Source organism: Leclercia adecarboxylata, assembly GCF_035787115.1.
Classification (GTDB): Bacteria; Pseudomonadota; Gammaproteobacteria; order Enterobacterales; family Enterobacteriaceae; genus Enterobacter; species Enterobacter adecarboxylatus_E.
In genome coordinates, this window is record NZ_JALKTL010000033.1 from 1 (window position 1) to 255 (window position 255).

The 255-nt window shown below is 71.0% G+C and carries 1 protein-coding gene; it reads right to left on the bottom strand.

Features of this window, described 5'->3' with window-relative positions:
• Nucleotides 1-255: hypothetical protein (locus MXM41_RS22725; RefSeq protein ID WP_325934485.1), on the bottom strand; the 255-nt coding region annotated here is incomplete at both ends.

Consider the following 255-nt stretch of genomic DNA (forward strand, 5'->3'; position numbering starts at 1 on the left):
GATCGGCGTTGGCGGAGACCAGGGCAGCCCCCAGAGCGGCCTGCTCGGCCTTCTGCTCCTTCAGGTGCTGGAAGCGTGCATCGTGCAGGGCGCCGGCCTGCTCAGCGGTGCGATCGGCGTTGGCGGAAACCAGGGCAGCCCCCAGAGCGGCCTGCTCGGCCTTCTGCTCCTTCAGGTGCTGGAAGCGTGCATCGTGCAGGGCGCCGGCCTGCTCAGCGGTGCGATCGGCGTTGGCGGAGACCAGGGCAGCCCCCA